Here is a 19,794-nt window from a genome sequence, read left to right on the forward strand (position 1 = left end):
ATGAACCTTTCAGCTCACCTGCTCTTCCAGCTCCTGCTGCAACAACTGCAAGGCTCGTGACGCCGCGTTGAAATCAACACCCTTTTTCGCCACCTGGCCACCGCGTCTTGCGAAGGTCTCCACTTCTATGTCGAATACCCGCTTCAGCCGCTGCGCCCAACGCATGGCTCGCAGCCGCTCCTTGTAAAAACGCCCTCTGGTTTCGAAGCGGAGCTAGATGCCGAGTGGTATGAATTGGACACGAACGATCCGGATCGAGAAGTCAAAACCTATGATCGGTTGAGTATTTGGGGATCAATAGCGGGCGCGCCGGGCGGTAACGGCTTTGATCCAGGCTCGAAACGGCTCGGGATCCACCTGCCGGACAACGGGGTTGGCTAGCAACTCCCGCTGCGGAAACTGCCCGGCCGACTGCCCCTTCAGGTAGATATCGAAAAACCGCGCCGTCAATTGACTTTGCGCCCGAATGCTCTGTACTCCGTCGACAGGCCCCAATACGGGTAGCAGCTTTGGAAAGAGGCTCTTGCCCAATGGCGACAGCGCCAAAGCCAGGTCGGTGAAGTCGGCATGGCCATTGTCCGGAAAGACCAGTCGAGTCACCTCTGGATTACGCCCGAATTCACTGTGCGGCTCGTAGTATAGATCCTGCGCGCCCAATCTTTTCGGGTATCCACCTTCAAATATCAGCGCCGGGGTTCGAATATGAGCATCGCGGAGAAAAGGCAATCCAAGACCCCCATCCAGCGCCGCTACCGCAGCACAGCGCGAGTCGGAGTGACAGGCAGCCGTGGCCGAGCCTCCTCCCGCCGACATGCCCAGAAAGCCGATTGACTCAAAATCTGTGTACTCAAGAATATCGCCAATGTCCCCGTTAAATTCCCCACCTTGCAGGGCGCTGACCACTGACTGAAAGTCGTCCGCCCAAACAGGGAAACGCTGGCTGACCATCCTGATGGGTTCAAAGGTATCGACCACCCAGGCCATGCGCTCGGCGGTGTCCAGGTAAAAGGCATCAAACAGGTTTGTGGCGGCGTGTTCGGCCAGTAACTCGCGCCGCTGCGGAGCCTGTGGCATTGGCTGTCCATCAAGATACACCAGGCTTGAGCTTTCGCCCGGGTGAGTAATACTCACCACCACATAACCGCGACTGGCCAGCTGCTCCATTAACACTGAGTTGGTCGCCACGTGCCCGCCATAGCCGTGGCTGAATACCAGCAACGGAAAACTGCCCGGCAGCGGTGCAACATTCCACCAGGCATGGGTGTTCGTATCGAGTAGGGCCTCGCCTATCAGTTTGAAGGGATCGAATCCGCCACCCGACAAAACGCTGGAATACTGGCGCTCAGCTGGCGGGTGCCTGTGGTTTGAAGCCGTCTCGGGAATGCTCACCGCCGGATACCATAAGCGGATCAGGATTCGGCGGGTATTGTTGCCGACGGCCTCCCAGTCATTACCTCTGTGTATATCTTTGATTTCGGCCGCGCGCACGCCAACCTTATGAGGGCCTTCCAGCGCCGGAAATGTCGGCTTCGAAGCAAGCATCAATGCGGGCAGTAAGGCCAAGGCAGAGAGGGCAAATACCCCCGCCGCCAAAACAGGACGGCGACGCTCTTCCCTGCCCCTCAAACAGATGCCCGCAATCAGACAGACCAACGACATCACCAGTATCGGCACAGCAACGCTGCGCCCGGCAAGAACCAAACCCGTGCTTGCGATGACTGCCACGGTGGCCATCAACAACGGCAAGCACTTACTGACAGGTTTTGAGCCTGTCGCCACAGACAATGAAAAACCCAGAACACAGACCAGAACAAGAAACTCAATCACAGTAATCACGATAATCCTCAGAGCTCCAATCCCGGGCTGTCGTGCCCGTGAGTATGGTCCGCAAGGGAGATAGTCGACAGCCCCGCAAGCAGAAGAGGCGTTGTGCAGACTCTGACTCGAAACCAGATTTTAGTAATAACACGCTGTTTTTGCTGGATTTTCCTAGCTAGCATCTTCTTTCCCGGGAGTTATGGTGAAAGACTTCTTCAATTAATCCTGTACTATAGGTTTAACTTTGATATAGGATAACACTCAAGAAAGACGTTTGGTACTGTATTCGCAAAATTATAAGGATGCATATTCGTATTCTTATTAATCAATGCAGGCACCCCACCATACCTGGCAAAGTGTTTTGAGGTAATGTGATCAATGAAAAAAATAGTCCTGGTTTTCATGCTGCTATATACCGGGCTGGCCGTCAGCGCCCAAGGCCCTACAACAGAGCAGGAATCCTTCTCGGCAGCAGCCCACGTACAAAGAGCGAAGGAAGTCGGAGGCCCTGAGCTGGCCTTCCACGCCGAGGGCATCATCTGCCAACCGGCACCGGCGCAGATCCCCTATGCGCTGAACAACATCCCCCACTTCCTCAACCCCAAGGCGCCGGCGGTTGAACCCTTCGCCGCTTTTGACAATCTCTACTATGTGGGCCCCTACGCCGTGGGCACTTGGATTCTCGACACGGGTGACGGCCTGATCCTGTTCGACGCCCTTAACAACGAGGGCGAGGTAAAACGCATTTTGCTGCCCGGCATGAAGCAGCTGGGGCTGGATCCCAATGACCTCAAATACCTGGTCATCACCCACGCCCATTTTGACCACTACGGTGGTGCACACTACCTGCAGCAGACCTACGGCGTGCGGGTGATCATGTCTGCAGCCGACTGGAAGTATTTTCCCAATGATATTGCACTGCCCTGGGCGATGAAAAAGGGGTACCCCGGTGTCACACCTCCGGAAATGGATATGGTGGTGAATGACGGCGATACCCTGACCTTGGGCGACGCGACAGTGACATTTTGGGTGACTCCAGGACACACCCCCGGCACGCTGTCGCCCATATTCCCCGTGAGGGATGGCGATAACACCCATTTTGTGGGCATGTGGGGCGGCAACGCCCTGCACGAAAACATCAAAGAACTCACCCAGATGCACGACTCACTACACCGTTTCCAGAGCCTCGCTCGCCAACAGGCCGTCGAGGGCCTGATCAGCACCCACGCCTGGGTAACCGGCAGTTTTCGGCTACACGCCAAGGGCAGGGTCGATGGCCGCCATCCGATGGTGTTCGGAAAAGACGGAGTCGATCGTTACCTGGACGTGATTGATGAATGCATCAGCGCGCAGTTTGCGCGCTCCAATGCCAAGCAATTGTTGGGCAGTTAAATGTTTCTAAAGTTATTTCCTGTCTGGGCGCCCCTTGCGGCGCTTATCGGATTCCAGTTTCCCGAGGTGTTTTCCCAGGGCAAAGGGGCCATCGTGCCGCTGCTGATGGTGGTGATGCTGTGCATGGGCCTGACGCTGCGTCCGCAGGATTTTTGGGATGTGCGCAAGTATAAAACCGCCATGTTCGCGGGTATGTTGCTGCAATTTTCGGTGATGCCGCTGACAGCGCTGATGATCTCCAGACTGATGGGCCTGAGCCCGGAGCTGACGGTGGGCATGGTGCTGGTGGGCAGTGTCGCCGGAGGCACCTCTTCCAATGTCATGACCTATATCGCCAAGGGCAATGTGGCCATGTCGGTATCCATGACCGCCCTCTCCACCCTGATGAGCGTGGTGATGACACCGCTGCTGTTGTCGCTGCTGGTGGGTTCTAGCGTGAATGTACCGGCGGTTGATATGTTACTGAGCCTGTTCAAGATGATTCTGTTGCCCGTCGGCCTGGGCGTACTCGCCAACAGCTTCGCCCATCAATGGGTGGCCAAGGTGGAGAAGCTACTGGCCCCCATGTCGGTGGTGACCATACTGATCATTATCGCCATTGTGGTCGGGCTGAATGCGGGCAGGCTGGGGGATGTTGCCCTGGCCGTGGTGTTTGCCACGCTTATGCACAACTGCACCGGATTGACTCTGGGCTATCTCGCGGCCTGGATGTTGCGTTTTGATGCCACCGTCTGCCGCACCATCGCCATTGAGGTGGGTATGCAAAACTCGGGACTGGCCACAGCGCTGGCGCTAAAATTCTTTAGCGCCAGTTCGGCCCTTCCGGGGGCTATTTTCAGTGTGTGGCTGAACATTACCGGCTCGGTGTTTGCGTCAATCTGTATTCGCCAATCGAAAACCGCAGAGCGCCAGGAAGCCGTGAGCGAATTGTCCTGAACAGAATCCGGAGCCCGCTGACGGATCAGCTGAACCCCGCCTTGGCCAGCCCGGCGATGGCTACACCAAAGTGAGCCTCCATGGCCTCGCGAGCGGCATCGGGATCGCGCGCGCTGATGGCCTCGGCAATTCGCTCGTGCAGCTCAACGATCTCCATCTGTTCCGCTTCAGTGCGGCGATAGCGCCAGACGATGGGATTGGTCTCACGGATGGCACTGCTGAGCGACAGTACCAACACACCCAGCAAGGGGTTGCGGCTGGCCTCGGCAATGGCGTTATGAAACTGGATGTCGTATTCCGTGATCGCCGCTTCATCAAGGAAGTGCTCACGCATATCGCGACAAAGCTGCTGAATGGTGGCCAATTGTTGGTCATTGCGGTGCATGGCCGCCAATTCCACCGAGCGCAGCTCGATAGATCGGCGGGCATCCCACACCTGGTGCACATTGAGCTGATCGGTACGCAAGGCGTGGGTGAGCGTCAGTCCGATTACGGAACCATCGAAACCCGAGACCTCAGCCCTCCTGCCGGCGCTCATATCGATGATGCCCAGTGCCACCAAAGATTTATAGGCCTCTCGCACTACGGTGCGGCTGACCTCCAGCTGTTCGACAAAACTGGCTTCGCTCGGAAGTTTGTCACCCACTTTAAGGTTGTGTCCACGGATGTGTTCGATAATCGCCAGCTTGGTACTCTGAACCAGAGTTTCAGGCTGTTCGGGCTTGGCACTAGGGGGCACAATAATGTCCTGATCAGGTTAGAATTCACATAGCGCAGATAATACACCAATTAAATTTTGGTTCACACAAGCAAGCCCATCCTGTATGATAGGTTAATTATACATATATGATGACCAGATAAATCACCGTTCCCAACAGTGTGAAAGGTATAAAAAGGTATAACCTGAAGATATTGGAGTCTTGCCATGAATGAGCAACCACCCGTAGTCAGCGCCCTGATTAATGCGCTGGGCCCCGATGCCGTTGTCACTGGGGAGGCATTGCAACAGCGCGCCACCAGTTATTGGGACGCCTCTCCCACTTATGCACTGGCTCTGCTTAAACCGGCAACCACTGAAGAAGTCAGTCTGGTTCTCAAAATCTGCCGTGAATGGAATCAACCGGTGGTCACTCAGGGTGGTCGTACCTGCTGCACTCAAGCGGCTGATCCAAGACAAGAGGAGGTCATCCTCTCCACCGAACGAATGACGGCCATTGAGAAGATTGATGCCCTGGGCGGGACCGCTACCGTCCAGGCCGGCGCCATTTTAGAAACCGTACAGGAGACCCTCGCGGAGCAGGACTTGTTGTTCCCACTGGATTTAGGGGCAAGAGGCTCTTGCACCATCGGCGGCAACGTCGCCACCAATGCCGGAGGCATTAATGTTCTGCGCTACGGCATGATGCGAAATCTGGTGCTGGGCCTTGAGGCTGTACTCGCCGATGGCACGGTGGTGTCCTCCATGAACCAGATGCTGAAAAACAATGCCGGTTACGACCTCAAACAGCTGTTTATCGGCACTGAGGGCACTTTGGGTATTGTGACCCGAGTCGTGCTCAGGCTGTTTCCGCAACCTCGCAGCTGCCATACCGCACTGGTAGCCCTGGAGAACTTTGAGCAAACCACCGCACTGCTGCAGCGACTGCAGCGGGATTTGGGGGGCACCCTCAGCGCCTATGAGGTCATGTGGAATACCTACTACCAAGGCGTTACCGGCGAGAATGCTCATCGCCCGCCACTGGCGCGAGACTACCCCTTCTACGCGTTACTGGAAGCGGAAGGCGCCGATCCGGAGAGTGATGGCGAACGCTTCCAAAGCGTCATCGAGCAAGCTTTCGAAAATGGCCTGATCGTCGATGCCGTATTGCCCAAATCAGAAAACGAACGCCGCCAGCTCTGGGACATCCGCGAGAACTTCGAGATGATCACCTTACAGGAACCCTGTTACCTCTATGACGTCAGTCTACCTATCAGTGATATGGAAGAATACGCCAACCGGGTCACCGAAGGTGTCAAGCAGCAGTGGCCTAACGGAAACTGTTATGTGTTTGGACATATGGCCGATGGCAACGTGCATATCTTTATCACTCCTGGCGTGAAGGGAGATCTTCACCAGCTCAGTGATCAATTGGTTTACGAACCTCTGAAGGAATTTAATGGCTCAGTATCCGCAGAGCACGGCATCGGCGTGGAGAAAAAACCCTGGTTGCAGTACAGCCGCACGGAGGTCGAATTGGCACTGATGAAGTCACTGAAATCCACTCTTGATCCCGCCAACCTGCTCAACCCCGGGCGGGTGATTTAATCCGGAATTCATGTCGCAATGCCCTCGCTTTTATTAACGAAAAGTATGGGCATTGCACTTATATCTCACTATTCACCCAATCGCATTGGTTTCCAATAGGTCGATCTTTTTAAAGCACTGCGATCCGGTAAGGCACCCCAGTTAACGGCTTTGGCCTTAAACTCTCCAGGACTATCATGATCAATAAGCGTAAGCGACAGTTGCAATTCTCTACCGACCCCAAAATCCTGACCTTTAAACAGAGCCTCGGAAAAAGGCACAAAGAACTCAACCAGATAACCACCCTTTGTGCGCTGTGCTTTATATTGGTAGACCTTATCGTTAAATACGTCTTTCATAAGAGACAATGCCCGCGTCTTTTCACCAATGGCGTTGGCGTCCTCGCTGATAATGACCATATAGGCACCGTCGCCGAGTGATGTCGTGTTTCGATTTTCGGGCAAACGGCCATCAATCATAAACGTCATATTATCAAAGCCAAGGACATAGTTATTTGCGGCGGGAAGATAGACATCGTCCACGACAGAAACAGCAAAATACAAGCCTTCAGGAGCCCAGGCCAATTTAAGTTCGGCACCGAGATCTTTAGAGCCATTCCAGGCTGCATTCATTTTGCTATCTATAATTTGAAATTCTGCTCCCAAAACAATGGCTTCCCCTTGCCACTGCGACCAGTCGTCGAGCTTGCCATCTACGGTGATGGGGTTACGCGCGCGAGGAATATCGGGACCGAAAGCTTTGTAATTGGCAATGGTCGCCATTGACGGCTGCTCATCCTTGCCTTTGAAAGAAGCCGCCTTTAAGGAAACAATGTTCGAACCTTTGGGCAATTCAATCGGCCCCTCATAAAGAGGTGAGTCAAGTGTAGGTTCCGAGCCGTCCAGTGTGAAACGAATCTCGCCACTTTCCCAATAACCTGAATGAGAGAGGCTGACAGCTCCTGCGGGGAAAGAGCCGCCAGCTGGCGTTATCTTCGGTCCTACAGGTGACCAGGGGTTCTTGACAATTGTTGGTTTTACGCGACCTTTCTTCACCAGGTGAAACTCGTCTATCACTCGCCCGGAAACACCAATGTTTTTGGCCGTCAGCGTATCGCCTTCGATGTCAATAATCATCGAGCCATGCTCAAGGATTGACTGGCGCATTACAGGCATCGCCCCTATGCGGGCCAAAGGTGCACCGCCATGCCCGGTGACGATTTGTGCCGTACCCTCATGCGGATTCAGGCCATGACTCTTGTGATAGGCGCCATCACCGTGCATATGCCCATCGCCATCGTCCAGCACAACACCTTCACTGGTTGTCGGTGTATGGTAGGCTTTGTCGATCAGCATTGAGCGCTCATAGACATGGGAGTGGCCGGTGAACACCACATCAACACCGTGCTTTTCCAAGATCGGCATGATATGTTCCCGCATCTCGATGCCCCAGTCCTGGGTGTCACTGTCGTGGCTGCCTTTGGTATAAGGGGGATGGTGCCAAAAAGCAATCAGCCACTCAGCTTCGGTAGCCTGCAGGTCGCGCTCCAACCATCGCGCCATTAGCCCATCCGGAAAGCGGTCCAGGTCATGGGAGTCGAGACAAATAAAGTGAATATTGCCGTAATCGAAGGAGTAATAGGCTTCGGTACCGGAAGGCACACCTCCCGCTTCACCACCAGTAGGGGTGACATAGGCATCATAGTAAGGACCATCTGCAGTCTTGCCCGAAGAGACAAAACCCTCGTGATTACCCATACTCGGCCAGACCACGGTATTTTGCAGTGTGGGCTGGTAGATATCGAAAAAGTTTTTCTGAAACTCCTTGTCTTCACCACTGGTGTAGGCCATATCACCGACGTGAAGATAGAGGTCAATTGGCGCCTTGGTTTTGGCGACATAGTCGAGAGCGGTTTGATAAACCTTGTGTTGTTCCGGTGTGCCGGTTCCGGAATCTCCCACCACCCAAAGGCGTGTGTTTCTCGACTCCCCCACCGCAGGGTGAGTTTCAAAAAAACGATTTTTATCGGCATCAGCGAGAGGCTTGTCCCCATCCCAAACCGAGTAAAAATATTTGGTCTCTGGCTGTAACCCGGTCAGCGTCATTTCATATTGATAAGTATTTGGCTCCGCACTGTGTAAACGTGCGAAGTGTTCAGCGGGCGTCTTATCAACGACCGGGGCTATACGCCGGAACACATTATCCTCTTCCGTCTGTTCCTGCTTACCCAGCTGCAAGCCATATCGAACCACTGGTTCAATAGGCTTATCAGAACGCCAAACCACAGTAATTGAATCGGGGGTTGCCATCTGCAGATAGGGGCCACGAATCATAGAGGCCGATTCTTCAGCACCGACACCGGAGCTCAACAAGAAAGCCGTCACCAACACTGACGAACGCAACAAGCCCATACGGCTTTGTCCCCCGTTGTATCTGCAAGAACACCATAAACTCATTACACTTATCCTTTTTTTGATATTGAAATCATCTTTGCACCTCCCACTAATTATTCGGCGAGACGCATGGGCTTCCAGTAGGTCGTACTTTTGATAATGTCCTCTGCGACAAGTGCCCCCCAGGCCATAACATTGGCACCGTCACTGTCGGGGCCGTCCTGGTCGATTATGGACACTGCCAACTGAATTTCACGCCCTGCCTTAAACCCTTGATCGGGAAACAACTTCTCAGAAAAGGGCACAAAGAATTCAGCCACATAACCCCTTTCAGTACGCTGTGCCGCGTAGGTGTAGTTATCGAACATAGGCGTGTAGCTCAAGGAGCGATGCCCCTCGCCACTGACATCGGCGCTGACTATAGTCATATAAGCGCCCTGCCCCATGGTTGAATCGGTACGATTCTCCGCCCCACGACCATCAACCATAAAGGTCAAGTTATCGAAGACGATGACCATGTCATGCTCAGCGGGAAGATAAACATCGTCCGTTACCGTCACCGCAAAGTACAAACCTTCTTTTCGCCAGGCCAGTTTGATATCGGCGCTCAGGTCATCCGGTCCACCCCAGACACCGGTCTCCTCACCCTCGTTCAATGTCGTTTCGTCCAATACAATCGGCTCCCCCTGCCACTGAGCCCAATCGTCAAGTTTTCCGTCCACTGCAATCCGGTTTCGCGCAAGCGGAATATCGGGGCCAAATGCTTTGTATTTGGCCGTGCTCGCCAATGACGGCTGTAATTTCTTACCCTTGAAGGAAGCCGCCTTCAGGGTCACCAGGCTTGCGTCCTGGGGCAATTCAATCGGGCCTTTATAGCGAGCCGATTCACGCGTGGGCTCGGTGCCATCGAGTGTGTAGTGAATCTCGCCATCTTCCCAGTATCCGGAATGAGCAATGGCTACCGGCACCTCAGGGAAGGGACCTCCTGCCGGAGTCACTTCGGGTCCCACTGGTGACCAGGGCTGTTTCACAATTTTTGGCTTTACACGACCTTTTTTCACCAGGTGGAATTCATCGCGAATCTGACCGGAACCTCCGATCATTTTCGCGGTGAGCATATCCCCTTCAATATCAACAATCACCGAACCATGCTCCAGCATCGACTGACGCATGATCGGCATAACGCCACGACGGGCGCTGGTAGCACCGCCACCGTGACCGGTGACAATATGAGCGGTGCCCTCGTGCGGATTCAAACCATGACTCTTGTGGTAGGCACCATCACCGTGAATGTGCCCGTCACCATCGTCCAGCACAACACCTTCGCTGGTAGTTGGCGTGTGATAGGCCTTATCGACCAGCATGGAACGTTCGTAAATATGAGAATGACCGGTCAACACCAGATCAACACCATATTTTTCCAGTATTGGCATAATCTGCTCGCGCATTTCAAGCCCCTGCAATTGGATGTCGCTATCGTGACTGCCCTTGGTATAGGGAGCATGGTGCCAGAACGCGATCAACCAATCCGCCCGGGTAGACTGTAGATCTCGCTCCAGCCACTGCGCCATGAGTCCATTGGGGAAACGATCCAGGTCGTGTGAATCGAGGCAGATAAAATGAATATTGCCGTAATCGAAAGAGTAGTAGGCTTCGGTACCCGAGGGAACGCCCCCTGCCTCGCCGCCGGTGGGGCTGACATAAGCATCATAATAGGGGCCATCGGCGGTGATGCCGGTGGAAATAAACCCTTCGTGGTTACCCATGGTTGGCCAGACTACCGTATTTTGCAGTGTAGGCTGGTATATATCGAAAAAGTTTTTCTGAAACTCGTCGTCTTCACCGCTTTCGTAAGCCATATCACCCACGTGAAGATAAAGGTCTATGGGATTATTGGTTTCTTTAACAAAGTTGCGCGCCGCTTCGTAAACCTTATGCTGCGTTGGCGTGCCATTGCCGGAATCACCCACTACCCACAAACGTGTGGCACGAGAGTCACCCGCTTGCGGATGGGTTTCAAAAAAGAGATCCTTGTCGGCCTCTACCAGCGGCTTGTCGCCATCCCAAACAGAGTAGAAATATTTTGTCTCCGGTTCCAGGCCTGTCAACGTCATTTCATACTGGTAGGTATTTGGTGCCGCACTGTGCAAACGTGCGAAGTGTTTATCAGGCTTGCTGTCCACAACCGGCGCTATTCGCTGGAAAACATTGTCAGATTCTTCCTGTACCTGTTTATCCGCTTTCAGGCCATAGCGCACAACCGGGTCAATTGGCTTGTCTGAACGCCAAACCACGGTAATGGCGTCGGGGGTTGCCAGCTGCAAATAAGGGCCGCGAATCACGGCCGCCGATTCCTCAGAACTTACCGGAGAGCTGAATAGGAACATGGACGCGAGAGCAGCAGAGACCAGCAAACGCTTATGACTGTTCCCCTCAAGAATAACGCGATTGCCAGTGGCTGGCTCAACTCTGTTTTTTGTTTCGGACGTTAACAATGACATAGAATATTACCGTAATTGACAGAAGGTCAGAATATTTCCAGCAGCTGATCGATAATTGAGAATTTCCGACCAACAAATATCTCATAAGTATTCATTTGCTGATGCATCAGGGTTAGCATGGCTATGATTTCCAGCATGGCCACTACTCCCAAAAGAATAACCACAAATTTTGTCACAACTGACCCATAGGAAGATTTTTCCTGCTTTTGAGAGTTTTCTGTTTTTTCCATAGCGAAGGAATCCGTTAGCATCGGAATTAAATTTCGAAACGGTTATTGCGCAGCCAAACTGCCGCCGCCAGAAATACGCCAGCGACAATGAGTCCTGTCCAAAACGCCGCAGACGACGAGTGACCGAACAGGATTTCGCTATAGCGCTCAAAATGGAAACCCGGCTCTTTGATTCCGACAACATCTCCCGGCACACGCGCATACAGGCTATCAAGCAAACGATGACTGCCCAGTAGCCAGCTTTCAATCATTACCACAACCGCCGGTGGTATCACCGCCATCATAAAGGGTGAGCGTTTTGCTGCCGCCGATGCCAGCAAAAGCCAACCGTATATGGGCGCGGCCCAGAGACCAATAACAAACATCAACAGTAGATATTGCAGCGACATTCCGATAACACTGGCGTTCGCCCACACGGCGGCGATGCTGGTAGAGCCTGTTTGTGACACAAACAACATCGCCGCCAGCAGGTAAACAAAACCACTGACAATCGCCGCGACAAAAGCAACCAGTGGTAGAGCGAAAACAGCCACCACAAATTTGGTTAACACGGTTTGGGTTTCCGATATAGGCAACGACTTCCAAAAAAGCACACTGCCATCCTTTCTGTCGTTAAAGAGCGACCCCAGCAGGTAATAGAGAGCCACCAAAATCGCTACCACCACAAACAACAGATTTACTCCCATCAAAGCACCCCGGGTAATATCTCCGTCACTGGTGCCAAGCACGCCCTGCTCAATAGGCTCCCAACCCTGGCGGTCGGCTTCCGCATCATCACCAAGCAGGATACGGACTTGTGAATCCATATCAGTCGGTGCGACATTAGAGGACGACTCACGCTCTCCGAACTGAAGTTTGTCGCCACTGATCGAGATATTGATATTGCCACTGATTGTAATCAACAGACCTGCGCCCATCGCCACCAGTAACAACCCGGTTAAGACAGCGGGCAGCAGCAGAAAAAGAGCGCGGTGTTCCCAAAACTCTCTTTTGACCGGCATTATAAGAGCGCTGAATGTATTCACTGGCTGACCTCCGCCACATTTAGCGCTAAGCCCGTTTTGCCAGGGGAAGCTTTCATTTTGGCCACAAACAGATCGGTAATGCCTGGCGTATGTAACTCACCGAGCTTTGCCAAAGTTTCGCGGTCAGCGTTTTCATAGATCAGTGCGCGCGACCCGAGCAGTGAGCGCTCCCCAATAGGGTTTAACGCCCGAGCCTGATCCAGCTCCGTGTCGCGTACTTTCAGTTCCAGATAGGTGTTCGACAAAGTATCCATTGCGGTGTCCAGGACTATCTTTCCGTCTTTGATAAAAATCAGATCGGTAAGAATATGCTCTATCTCCTCAACCTGGTGTGTAGCGATAATAATGGTTTTGTCGTCATCGAAGTAATTGTTCAGCAAGGTTGTATAAAACTGTTTGCGATAGAGAATATCCAAACCAAGCGTGGGTTCATCGAGAATAAGCAGCTTAGCGTCAATCGCCATCACCAAAGCCAGGTGCAATTGGGTAATCATGCCCTTCGACAAATCCTTCACCCGGCTGTTAAAGCGAATACTGGTGGTTTGCAAAAAAGCCGCTGCGCGGCTGCGATCAAATTTCGGATGCACACCTTCGAGATAATCCAGTGACTGCGATACTTTCATCCAGCGCGGCAAAATGGCGGTATCGGCAATAAAACACACATCTTCCAACAAGGCGGTTCGCGCCTGTCTCGGATTTAAGCCCAGCACCATTAACTCACCTTGGGCAGGCGCCAGCCCCAGCAGACATTTAAGCGCCGTGGTTTTACCGGCACCATTGGGACCTATCAGACCCACTATTCGTCCCGGCTGAATATCAATATCCAGATTATCGAGGGCCAACTTGCTGCCATAACGTTTACAAAGCCCGCGCGCCTTGACCAGGCTGCTGGATTGCTCATTCATCAAGCGCCCCTCCATCCAGTTGCTCTAACAGCTTGATCAATTCTTCTTTATCTATACCGAGTTTCCGCATTCGAATGACAAATTCCGGTAGTTCAGCGTTTAAGAATTTGTTGCGTTCCAATTCACGTATCATGTCTTTCGCTCCAGGTATCACAAACATACCCAAGCCCCGGCGCTTTTCCACCAGACCCTGATCGACCAATTCCTGATAGGCTTTGGATACCGTGAGATGATTAATACGAAACTCGCCGGATACCTGCCGCACTGAGGGTATGGCCTGCCCCTCCGGATAGGCGCCCTCCATGATCAGTGCTGCCACGCGATCGCGGAGTTGCCGATAGATTGGCTGATCGTCTTTCCAATTTTCCTGCATTGAACAATTATCCAGCTTTCAATATTGGCAGCTAAGATCTCGGTTTGCTGAGAGAGATCACTTTACTGGCACCACTGGTATGAGCTTCAACACGTGGGGCACCGTAATAACGTACGTCCGCCGCCCCGCTGGCTTCAACCTGTAACTCTTCGGTCACGTACACCACTACATGAGTTGAACCGCTGATTTCAATATCGGCAAACCGACTCTGCAAACCTGGGGCTGAGTACTTGCCCGATCCGTTAATCACAATGTCCTGCTCAACCACTTCTCCCACATCAGCGATCTCAACATTGCAGGCACCTGCCAGCTCAATTTCCAATTCATCGCCACTGAAGCGATTCAAGTTCAGGTCGGTCGTACCGGCCATTTCTATGTCCAATTCGTCTGCAATCACGGTGTCAATGGCAATATCACCCGAACCTGCGGCTTCCAATTCAACTTCCTCCGCCGTCATTTTCTGCGCAGAGAAATCACCCGATCCCGCCATTTTCAGCTCCAATTCCTTCACAATAATGTCTCCCAGGGACATAGCACCTGATCCAAGGTGTTTTAAGGTAATACTGCTGCCTTGGATATCCGAGACACTAACCGGTCCGGAGCCGTAAGCGCTGATGGCTTTAATTTCGCTCATAGTCACTTCAAAACGCACGCGTGTATCAAAGTCAAAAAAGCCCCACAGCGCCTCTCGGGTTTCGAGGCGCAAGCTACTGCCCTTTTGCGCCACATGAATCCGATCCTGCATCGGTTTTGAAGCGGTAATGACCAGAGATTCCTTATCGCCCTGACTAACGACTAATTCAGCGGCACCGTTAAAGACAATTCGCTGAATGCCTTCCAAGTCCACCACCTTTCTCAGAAGATCTTCCGCATAACTGCCCACCGCCTGCATTGCCAACAACAGGCCACACAAAGCAATTTGGGGTCTCATCGCGTCGCTCCTCTGTGGGCGGGCCTGAATGAAAACTTGACGTGACATTTACCTATCGCATCTTCGATCACCACCAAAGCTGCAACACAAAAAATGACTTAGCCTGTACCAGTGGAGGCCACACTAGGTCACTGCGGTGTTATGGTCAACTATAACACCATAACCAAGACGACAATTGGAAGGTTGAGATAACAAACTGGATACCTATGGACAAATGACTCTGGTACGAAACTCTAAAAGATATTGACGACTGTCAGCTGAGGACAATAGATTGGACGACACAGGGAATTGCGACCAACCCCCTAAAGGATTATCGTAAAAACCAGAAGAGGCAACAAGAAATAATCAAGTAGCCAATCCGACTATAAAATCCGGCAAATCGCGATCATGTATTTTCTGGCAACTCGTCGAGCCCCTGTCATAGCACTGAAGCTTTTGATCCTGCTGTTCGCAGCCCTGATCTGTTTATCTCTGGTGCATCCGCGGCTGGGTGAAGTCTCACTTTCGGATTACGCCAGTTACACCTGTATCAATGAAAATGCTGATCAGAACAGGCCGGACTTTTCTATTCTTACTCCAGCCTACCTGATGGCTGCTGAACTGGCCCGAAACTTTTGCTACCCTTCGGCAATCAACGAATATTTCAATCAGGTCAATATCCACTGGAAACACCGTGGCGAAATCTCTGCAGAGGCAATCCTGGAGCAACGTTTCGATCTACTCTGGAGCCGAGATTATATCCTGCGAGCGCAAGTGCCCCACTTTGAAGACCTCTATGAAAATTTGCAGGTACTGCAGCCCTACTCTGTGCACTGGTTCAGCCTCACCCCGATACAAAGCGTGGATGCCAAATGGCTGCAAGGCAAACGAATCGGGCTGAGCAATGACAAAAAGAGCCAGTCAGGTTATTTGCTGCCAATGGCGGCATTAACAACCACAATAGACGATATGTCTAGCCTGAAGATTGAATATGCAGACAATTTCGCCGAACTGGCGCTACGCCTTAAAGCGGGTGAGCTGGATCTGATCAGCGGCGCGCTCGAAGGCCAGCAATCCTTCACCGCTGCCGAACTGGAAAGTTTATACACATACCCGATCATGGAAGATGAAGAAAGTGGCGCCTGGTATGTTCGCAAAAACCTGCCCCATGGGATTTCACATTGCAACCTGAAAAAAGCGCTACGAGTAGATCTGGTATTGGCCGGGACATCCTTCTACACCAAACAACTGGAACCAGACGCCGAATGCCACTAAAACTTACCGGACTTCGGCAATGGATACTAACCTGGCTGGTTATGGTATTAGTGCTCGGGCTCGGCGCTGCCACCTATGTTTCAATCAGCATCAAGCACCAACTCAAGAAAGATGTGATTCCCCTGCTGGAGGCACGATTGAGTGAAGCCTTCACACCGTATCCCGGTACAGCAGATTATACCGTGGTTATCCAGGGGAAGCTTGCTAAAGACTTGTCCACACTTCCCTTAACACAAGTGGTATCGACTTTTGCCTCCTGCCATGGGCTGCCAAGCAAAAATATCAAATCCGATAGCTCTATCGCCCTGAGTTGGTATATGGGCAGAAGCCTGCAACAGACTTCAATTGACATTCAATGCCAGCAAGACTGGTCGGCACTTGCCTTTATTGCCATTGGCATTGCCACTCTTGCGACAGTCGCATTTACCCTTTTGCCACCAACCATGACTTTTCGACAAAGGCAATGGATGCAGCTATCACAACAAGCCGGCATTCCCTACAGCCATGCCAGGTCTATTTGCGCCGATAAGGACAACCTGTGCTTCGATGTGGAGTCAGGCACCGCCGTCGTTCACGGTATACCCATCGAACTGCCGAAAACCCCACTTCTCTACCTGGTCTGGTACGCCACCCTGCGAGTGGAGAATACCAATGAGGGTTGGTTTCTAAACCCGCAAACCAACCGGCCTGACCACGACACATCTGCCGAGCTGTTGGCATTAATGAAACGGCATGGCGGACACAACAAAGCCATTAATGAATTGGAAAATAACGGCCTCAAGGCCAAAACTCTGGACCAGAATCGTAACAAGATAAAGGACGTACTGGTACAAAGCCTCGGAGATGCATTGGCCGAACCCTACCTGTTCGATATGCAGCGGGACTCTGCCAGCGGCAGATTTCGCTACCGCCTGCGCTTGTCTCCAGAACAAATTCACCTGCCTTAAGCTTGCGTAACCGCCAACTGCCCCCCTTTGCAGCCCTCTTTTCTCTTGTATTCGAGCATCGCCTGGCATCAGGCATCGAACTATTTTTCTTTATGATTTTCAAAGACTTATATTTTAGAGATATCTATTTTATCTATTCGATGTCGCTTTGGTGGCAGCAACGCCGGCCTCCAAACATACTCTACTGACGGTAACTATCAACAGGAGGCGATTCGCCCTCCTGAGTTAACAATAAGAGAGAGCTGACTATGATAAAAAACAAACCGTTAAATTCCATAAAGCCCACGCTAATTGCACTGGCGATTCAAATGGCCATCCCCGCTGGCGTCTATGCTCAGAAAGACGAATCTCTTTTGCTAGAAGAGGTTACGGTGACTGCGCGCAAGCGCGAAGAAAGTCTGCAGGATGTACCCGTGACGGTCGCAGCATTCAATCAGGACGCCTTAAAGGAAATGCAGATCAATGATGTTACTGATCTTCAAAGTGCCGTCAGTAATGTCTATATCGCTGAGACTGGTGGCTTGAGATCGGGTTCCACCAACGCCTCTATTCGCGGGATTGGAACTCCTTTCGGCGGCGCATTTGAGCCCAGTGTTGCCGTTTACATCGATGACACCTATATCCTTGGTAGCTCTGGTCAATTCGTAAACCTGCTCGATATTGCGCAGGTAGAGGTACTCAAAGGGCCTCAAGGTACTTTGTACGGGCGCAATACAACAGCTGGGGCTCTAAAGTTCACCTCACAGAAACCGTCGAATGAATTTGGGGGCAACCTGGAAACGAAGTTTGGCAGTGATGGTATGCTGGCGGTAAAAGGCACAGCAAGAGGCCCTTTGACTGACACCCTTTCCGGACTTGTTTCAGTCAGTCATAAGCAGAGGGATGGACTCCAAAACGATGTCAATACCGGCGAGGAGTACTGGACTGAGGATTGGCGCGGCGCTCGTGTTGCTCTGGCCTGGGAGCCCTCAGATCAACTGTCAGTCAACTTTTCCTACAGCCACATCGAAAACGATTCAGTGAGCCGAGTGCCGACCCGAATTTACTCCGCATTGACTCGGGAAGAACAACTGCAGATCGCCGCAGCGGCCGGTACCGCTCTGCCAAGCGGGTTAGAGGCCTATGAATTGTTAGCTATCGATCGCTCAATCGACTCCCAGTACAATCATGAGGACGATGTCAGCACTAGCGTGAATCCAGACGCCTTCAAGGTGGAGTCCCAGCTTGCCAATTTGGTTGTGGAGTATGAAGTAACCGACCAGTGGTCACTAAAATCCATCAGTTCAAAGTACAATAGCAAGAGTGCAAGCGAGACAGAGGTAGACGGCAGCGCCTACAGTTACGTTGCAACAGTATCAGGCGATAAAGAAGAGCAGTTTTCACAGGAATTGCAGTTGTCGTTTATATCGGACAATCTGAAAGTCATGGCGGGTCTTTACTACTTTGATCAGGAAAACAATCCAGGTAATCGTGGTGGTACAGCGTTGGACTCTAATCTGACTAATTCCTTGGTTGTTAATGCTGTCCGCGCCGGGGCCGCAGGCTTTCTAGGCTCTCAACCCAGTATTGAGGAAACACTGAATACTTGGATTCCCACCTTTGGTCAGGAACTGTTGCCTGGAATGTTGTTTTTGACAGAAACACTGGATACACGCACTGAGCTGGAGAGCAAAGCGGCGTTCATTAACGTGGAATGGGATATTACTGAACAACTGGCACTCAATATTGGTGGTCGTTACACGGAGGAAGAGAAGACAAGCCTGGACATAGAACAAGACACCAATATCCTCGGCGCTTTATTTCTGGATAGCGCTTTTAACCAATATTGGTACGATGACAGGATTGCCGGCGCAACGGAGGCACTGACAGCGCAACTCGGTACCCCCGTGTCTACACGGCCACTAATGTTCTTGGAGGGCGACCTGGTAGAGCTCTATGAAGAAGGCGACTGGAGTAGTTTCGACTATCTGTTCGGTCTAAGCTATAAAATCCCGAACCTTGGGATGCTGTACGGTAGCGTCTCAACCAGCTTTAAATCCGGGGGCTTCAACGGGCTTACAGACTCGAATTTGTCACAGTTCGATGAAGAGACCTTGACCGCCTATGCGCTCGGCTTTAAATCCACGCTGTTTGATGGTCGTATGCTTTTTAATATCGAGCTGTTCAAAAACGAAATTGACGACGTCCAATACCGAAATTTTGTTCTGACAGAAGATGAAGATGGCAACCCCGACACGGACTCAGTTGTGGGCAACTTTGGTATCGCTGAAACACAAGGTGTGGATATGACCATCGGTTATGCGGTGACTGAAAATTGGCGGGTAGATATGAATCTCAGCTATCTGGATTCAGACATCACCGAGTCAATTGAAGAACAGGAAGTGGAAGAAGGAGTTTTTGAAGCTGTTGATATTTCAGAGTATTTGGAGACAGGTCGGGCACCGCAATGGAGTGGCAACATAAGCACGCGTTACAGTTTGGCTCTGGGTTCCACTGGGGATATTGAATTGTTTCTGCAGTATGCCTACACGGATGAAACACCGGTGACTCAGCCCTGGGACAGTCGCGTAGCTGCTACACAGAATGCCATTTCAGACTCATTTGGAATCTGGAATGCTCAAGTAACCTGGCATTCTGCGGATGAGCAATGGCGGGTATTTGCCGCGGGTAAAAACCTGGGGGATGAGCGTGTGTTAACCGATGCCGTTGACCTCAGTTTGGGCATGGTGACAGGCGGTTATAATTCACCCCGCGCCCTGTCTATGGGTGTAGAGTACAGCTGGTAAATACATCCGCTTTTGAAAT

At 51.9% G+C, this 19,794-nt stretch carries 16 protein-coding genes; 6 read left to right on the forward strand and 10 right to left on the reverse strand.

From position 1 onward, the window contains the following. Positions 1–9: 9 nt before the first annotated feature. Positions 10–165, reverse strand: coding sequence for a hypothetical protein (locus tag HBA55_RS22285; RefSeq protein ID WP_166996003.1), 156 nt, complete (start codon positions 163–165; stop codon positions 10–12). 129 nt (positions 166–294) lie between these two features. Then, on the reverse strand, positions 295–1,836 hold the full coding sequence (locus tag HBA55_RS22290; RefSeq protein WP_166996005.1) for an alpha/beta hydrolase: 1,542 nt from the start codon (positions 1,834–1,836) through the stop codon (positions 295–297). 360 nt (positions 1,837–2,196) lie between these two features. Between HBA55_RS22290 and HBA55_RS22295 the strand changes: the two genes are divergently transcribed. Together HBA55_RS22295 and HBA55_RS22300 are read left to right on the forward strand one after the other, a co-directional pair. Then, a complete protein-coding gene (locus tag HBA55_RS22295) occupies positions 2,197–3,210 on the forward strand; it encodes an MBL fold metallo-hydrolase (RefSeq protein ID WP_166996006.1) in 1,014 nt (337 codons plus the stop codon). Continuing rightward, complete coding sequence (locus HBA55_RS22300) at positions 3,211–4,146, forward strand: bile acid:sodium symporter family protein (RefSeq protein WP_166996008.1); 936 nt, start codon at positions 3,211–3,213, stop codon at positions 4,144–4,146. Positions 4,147–4,171: 25 nt separating this feature from the next. On the opposite strand, the gene HBA55_RS22305 is transcribed toward HBA55_RS22300, so the two are convergent. Further along, positions 4,172–4,885, reverse strand: a complete 714-nt coding sequence (locus HBA55_RS22305) for an FCD domain-containing protein (RefSeq protein WP_166996010.1) — start codon at positions 4,883–4,885, stop codon at positions 4,172–4,174. Positions 4,886–5,071: 186 nt separating this feature from the next. Here HBA55_RS22305 and HBA55_RS22310 point away from each other — a divergent pair, with 186 nt between their 5' ends. Continuing rightward, positions 5,072–6,451: an FAD-binding oxidoreductase gene (locus tag HBA55_RS22310; protein ID WP_166996012.1), complete on the forward strand. Its 1,380-nt coding sequence runs from the start codon at positions 5,072–5,074 to the stop codon at positions 6,449–6,451. A gap of 68 nt (positions 6,452–6,519) precedes the next feature. On the opposite strand, the gene HBA55_RS22315 is transcribed toward HBA55_RS22310, so the two are convergent. The 7 genes from HBA55_RS22315 to HBA55_RS22345 are packed head-to-tail and all read right to left on the reverse strand — an operon-like array spanning position 6,520 to position 14,788. Next, the gene (locus HBA55_RS22315; RefSeq protein ID WP_166996014.1) at positions 6,520–8,886 is read right to left on the reverse strand and encodes a metallophosphoesterase; all 2,367 of its coding nucleotides are present in this window, start codon (positions 8,884–8,886) and stop codon (positions 6,520–6,522) included. A gap of 50 nt (positions 8,887–8,936) precedes the next feature. Further along, the gene (locus HBA55_RS22320) at positions 8,937–11,324 is read right to left on the reverse strand and encodes a metallophosphoesterase (protein ID WP_166996016.1); all 2,388 of its coding nucleotides are present in this window, start codon (positions 11,322–11,324) and stop codon (positions 8,937–8,939) included. 26 nt (positions 11,325–11,350) lie between these two features. After that, the gene (locus HBA55_RS22325) at positions 11,351–11,554 is read right to left on the reverse strand and encodes a hypothetical protein (protein WP_166996018.1); all 204 of its coding nucleotides are present in this window, start codon (positions 11,552–11,554) and stop codon (positions 11,351–11,353) included. A 26-nt stretch (positions 11,555–11,580) separates the two neighbouring features. Beyond that, the gene (locus tag HBA55_RS22330) at positions 11,581–12,579 is read right to left on the reverse strand and encodes a hypothetical protein (protein ID WP_166996020.1); all 999 of its coding nucleotides are present in this window, start codon (positions 12,577–12,579) and stop codon (positions 11,581–11,583) included. Then, positions 12,576–13,484 carry an ABC transporter ATP-binding protein gene (locus tag HBA55_RS22335; protein WP_166996022.1) on the reverse strand — a complete coding sequence of 303 codons (909 nt, stop codon included), beginning with the start codon at positions 13,482–13,484 and terminating at the stop codon, positions 12,576–12,578. Before HBA55_RS22335 ends, HBA55_RS22330 begins: the two co-directional genes overlap by 4 nt. Continuing rightward, positions 13,477–13,857, reverse strand: coding sequence for a GntR family transcriptional regulator (locus tag HBA55_RS22340; protein WP_166996024.1), 381 nt, complete (start codon positions 13,855–13,857; stop codon positions 13,477–13,479). The genes HBA55_RS22335 and HBA55_RS22340 overlap by 8 nt, the downstream gene beginning before the upstream one ends. A 31-nt stretch (positions 13,858–13,888) precedes the next feature. Next, entirely contained in the window at positions 13,889–14,788 is a 900-nt protein-coding gene (locus tag HBA55_RS22345) for a GIN domain-containing protein (RefSeq protein WP_166996026.1), read from the reverse strand. Positions 14,789–15,175: 387 nt separating this feature from the next. Between HBA55_RS22345 and HBA55_RS22350 the strand changes: the two genes are divergently transcribed. From HBA55_RS22350 to HBA55_RS22360, 3 genes are all read left to right on the forward strand, one after another. After that, the gene (locus tag HBA55_RS22350) at positions 15,176–16,042 is read left to right on the forward strand and encodes a type 2 periplasmic-binding domain-containing protein (protein ID WP_166996028.1); all 867 of its coding nucleotides are present in this window, start codon (positions 15,176–15,178) and stop codon (positions 16,040–16,042) included. Further along, complete coding sequence (locus tag HBA55_RS22355) at positions 16,033–16,989, forward strand: hypothetical protein (protein WP_166996030.1); 957 nt, start codon at positions 16,033–16,035, stop codon at positions 16,987–16,989. The genes HBA55_RS22350 and HBA55_RS22355 overlap by 10 nt, the downstream gene beginning before the upstream one ends. Before the next feature lie 248 nt (positions 16,990–17,237). Beyond that, the gene (locus tag HBA55_RS22360) at positions 17,238–19,775 is read left to right on the forward strand and encodes a TonB-dependent receptor (protein WP_166996034.1); all 2,538 of its coding nucleotides are present in this window, start codon (positions 17,238–17,240) and stop codon (positions 19,773–19,775) included. Positions 19,776–19,794: the final 19 nt, after the last annotated feature.

The organism is Pseudomaricurvus alkylphenolicus (assembly GCF_011683955.1).
In the GTDB taxonomy this organism is placed as follows: Bacteria; Pseudomonadota; Gammaproteobacteria; order Pseudomonadales; family Cellvibrionaceae; genus Pseudomaricurvus; species Pseudomaricurvus alkylphenolicus.

What these genes read in the sequence shown, in the direction of transcription:
- HBA55_RS22285 (WP_166996003.1), bottom strand. Translation starts at nt 165, where the DNA reads ATGCGTTGGGCGCAGCGGCTGAAGCGGGTATTCGACATAGAAGTGGAG.
- HBA55_RS22295 (WP_166996006.1), top strand. Translation starts at nt 2,197, where the DNA reads ATGAAAAAAATAGTCCTGGTTTTCATGCTGCTATATACCGGGCTGGCC.
- HBA55_RS22300 (WP_166996008.1), top strand. Translation starts at nt 3,211, where the DNA reads ATGTTTCTAAAGTTATTTCCTGTCTGGGCGCCCCTTGCGGCGCTTATC.
- HBA55_RS22310 (WP_166996012.1), top strand. Translation starts at nt 5,072, where the DNA reads ATGAATGAGCAACCACCCGTAGTCAGCGCCCTGATTAATGCGCTGGGC.
- HBA55_RS22315 (WP_166996014.1), bottom strand. Translation starts at nt 8,886, where the DNA reads ATGAGTTTATGGTGTTCTTGCAGATACAACGGGGGACAAAGCCGTATG.
- HBA55_RS22320 (WP_166996016.1), bottom strand. Translation starts at nt 11,324, where the DNA reads ATGTCATTGTTAACGTCCGAAACAAAAAACAGAGTTGAGCCAGCCACT.
- HBA55_RS22325 (WP_166996018.1), bottom strand. Translation starts at nt 11,554, where the DNA reads ATGGAAAAAACAGAAAACTCTCAAAAGCAGGAAAAATCTTCCTATGGG.
- HBA55_RS22335 (WP_166996022.1), bottom strand. Translation starts at nt 13,484, where the DNA reads ATGAATGAGCAATCCAGCAGCCTGGTCAAGGCGCGCGGGCTTTGTAAA.
- HBA55_RS22340 (WP_166996024.1), bottom strand. Translation starts at nt 13,857, where the DNA reads ATGCAGGAAAATTGGAAAGACGATCAGCCAATCTATCGGCAACTCCGC.
- HBA55_RS22345 (WP_166996026.1), bottom strand. Translation starts at nt 14,788, where the DNA reads ATGAGACCCCAAATTGCTTTGTGTGGCCTGTTGTTGGCAATGCAGGCG.
- HBA55_RS22350 (WP_166996028.1), top strand. Translation starts at nt 15,176, where the DNA reads ATGTATTTTCTGGCAACTCGTCGAGCCCCTGTCATAGCACTGAAGCTT.
- HBA55_RS22355 (WP_166996030.1), top strand. Translation starts at nt 16,033, where the DNA reads ATGCCACTAAAACTTACCGGACTTCGGCAATGGATACTAACCTGGCTG.
- HBA55_RS22360 (WP_166996034.1), top strand. Translation starts at nt 17,238, where the DNA reads ATGATAAAAAACAAACCGTTAAATTCCATAAAGCCCACGCTAATTGCA.